The following is a 2,221-nucleotide window of genomic DNA, read 5'->3' as shown; positions in this document are numbered from 1 at the left end:
TTGTCGGCCACCAGCGTCGCCTTTTCGGAGATCACCGGCGCGAGCAGGACCTGCATCAAACGATGATCGTTCTTGCGAATCTCGCTCATGACAGCAACTCCTCGATCTGGGCGACCGCAGCCTTCGTAATCAGGATCTTCTTGAAGTAGATCAACGAGAGCGGGTCGGCGTAACGCGGCTCGACAACGGCCACGTGGGCCAGGTTGCGCGACGCGAGGTACAGGTTTTCGTCGACCGTGTCAGTGATGACCAGGACCGACTCAAGACCCATCGCCTTGAATTTTTCGGCCAGCAGCTTGGTCTTCGGCGCTTCCAGCGTCATCTCGTCAACGACCGAGATACGGCCTTCGCGTGCCAGCTGCGAGAAGATCGAGCAGAGACCTGCGCGATGCATCTTCTTGTTGACCTTGTGCGAAAAGTTTTCTTCCGGTGAATTCGGGAAGATACGACCACCGCCGCGCCACAACGGGCTCGACGACATACCGGCACGAGCGCGGCCCGTGCCCTTTTGACGCCACGGCTTCTTGGTCGTGTGCTTGACTTGCTCACGATCCTTCTGCGCGCGGTTACCGCTACGAGCGTTGGCTTGATACGCGGTGACAACCTGATGGATCAGCGCTTCATTGTAATCGCGACCGAACACGACGTCCGATGCAGTTACGCCCGAGCCTTCCTGACCATTGGCATTCAGGAGCTTAAGTTCCATTATTTCGCTCCTTTCACAGCGCGCGCCTTGACTGCCGGCGTAACGAAAACCTTGCCGCCCTTCGCACCCGGAACGGCACCACGAATCAGCAACAGACTGCGGTCGGTGTCGATACGAGCGATCACGAGGTTTTGCACGGTGACTGTTTCGTCGCCCATGTGACCGGTCATGCGCTTACCCGGGAAAACACGACCCGGATCCTGCGCCATACCGATCGAACCCGGGACGTTGTGCGAACGCGAGTTACCGTGCGATGCGCGGCCCGATTTGAAGTTGTGGCGCTTGATGGTACCGGCGTAGCCCTTACCAATCGACACGCCTTGCACGTCGACCTTCTGGCCTACTTCGAACAGATTCGTACCGATCACTGCGCCGTGCGACAACTCGGCTGCCTTGGTGGCATCGATCTGGAATTCTTTCAGAACTTCACCGGCTTGTACGCCGGCTTTGGCAAGGTGACCTGCCAGCGGCTTCGTCACGCGCGATGCGCGGCGAGTACCGAATGCAACTTGAACGGCGATGTAACCATCCGTTTCTACAGACTTGATCTGCGTCACGCGGTTGTCCGACACGTCCAGTACGGTGACGGGAATCGAATCCCCTTCAGGCGTAAAGATACGGGTCATGCCAACCTTGCGACCTACGAGTCCAAGGCTCATCGTTTTCTCCATTCCCAACTGCGATTGGTCGGGGCTGATTTACAAAATGCCGACCGATTCAACGGAATCAGATCGACTTTTTTGCGCAAATGCGCGAAAAGCCTTGGAGTATAACAAGGCTTTTCGTTTTCCGCAAGCAATCAAAGACTTAGCGCCGCTCCTCGCGAGAGCAGCGCGGGTGAAACTTACTGCAACTTGATTTCTACGTCGACGCCAGCCGGCAAGTCGAGCTTCATCAACGCGTCGACGGTCTTGTCCGTCGGATCGACGATGTCCATCAGGCGTTGGTGCGTGCGAATTTCGAGCTGATCGCGCGACGTCTTGTTGACGTGCGGCGAACGCAGGATGTCGAAACGTTGAATACGCGTAGGCAGCGGCACGGGGCCACGTACGATTGCGCCAGTCCGCTTGGCCGTATCGACGATTTCAGCAGCCGATTGATCGATCAGACGATAGTCGAAAGCCTTCAGGCGAATGCGGATTTTCTGGTTTGCCATGACAATTCCTTGAAAGAACGAGACGGTGTTGCACCGTCGATTTGGTAAAAGAGCATGGAGCCGGGCACGCGTAAGGTACGTGCGCCCGGCTCCGGGCACGACTACGAACTACAGCTTTTTTGAAGCAAGCTCAGGATTTTACGCCAGAACCTTGGCCACGACACCAGCGCCGACGGTACGACCGCCTTCACGGATCGCGAAGCGCAGACCTTCTTCCATTGCGATCGGAGCGATCAGCTTCACCGTGATCGACACGTTGTCGCCCGGCATAACCATTTCCTTGTCCTTCGGCAACTCGATCGAACCCGTTACGTCCGTGGTACGGAAGTAGAACTGCGGGCGATAGTTGTTGAAGAACG

The 2,221-nt window shown here is 57.0% G+C and carries 3 protein-coding genes and 2 pseudogenes; all 5 read right to left on the bottom strand.

All coding sequences use genetic code 11. The features are described 5' to 3' along the window. Positions 1 to 89: pseudogene (gene rplW, locus WCA53_RS24700) on the bottom strand (50S ribosomal protein L23); the annotation flags it as partial. Beyond that, positions 86 to 706 carry a 50S ribosomal protein L4 gene (gene rplD / locus WCA53_RS24695; protein WP_423916613.1) on the bottom strand — a complete coding sequence of 207 codons (621 nt, stop codon included), beginning with the start codon at positions 704 to 706 and terminating at the stop codon, positions 86 to 88. The gene rplD and the pseudogene rplW, both read right to left, overlap by 4 nt. Then, complete coding sequence (gene rplC / locus WCA53_RS24690) at positions 706 to 1,365, bottom strand: 50S ribosomal protein L3 (RefSeq protein ID WP_423916611.1); 660 nt, start codon at positions 1,363 to 1,365, stop codon at positions 706 to 708. Before rplC ends, rplD begins: the two co-directional genes overlap by 1 nt. A gap of 185 nt (positions 1,366 to 1,550) precedes the next feature. Beyond that, on the bottom strand, positions 1,551 to 1,862 hold the full coding sequence (rpsJ, locus tag WCA53_RS24685; protein ID WP_031361584.1) for a 30S ribosomal protein S10: 312 nt from the start codon (positions 1,860 to 1,862) through the stop codon (positions 1,551 to 1,553). 138 nt (positions 1,863 to 2,000) lie between these two features. Next, a pseudogene (gene tuf, locus WCA53_RS24680) lies at positions 2,001 to 2,221 on the bottom strand (elongation factor Tu); the annotation flags it as partial.

It is taken from the genome of Caballeronia sp. (genome assembly GCF_049581465.1).
In the GTDB taxonomy this organism is placed as follows: Bacteria; Pseudomonadota; Gammaproteobacteria; order Burkholderiales; family Burkholderiaceae; genus Caballeronia.
This window is presented reverse-complemented; position numbering and strand designations above follow the sequence as displayed.

What these genes read in the sequence shown, in the direction of transcription:
- rplD (WP_423916613.1), bottom strand. Translation starts at nt 706, where the DNA reads ATGGAACTTAAGCTCCTGAATGCCAATGGTCAGGAAGGCTCGGGCGTA.
- rplC (WP_423916611.1), bottom strand. Translation starts at nt 1,365, where the DNA reads ATGAGCCTTGGACTCGTAGGTCGCAAGGTTGGCATGACCCGTATCTTT.
- rpsJ (WP_031361584.1), bottom strand. Translation starts at nt 1,862, where the DNA reads ATGGCAAACCAGAAAATCCGCATTCGCCTGAAGGCTTTCGACTATCGT.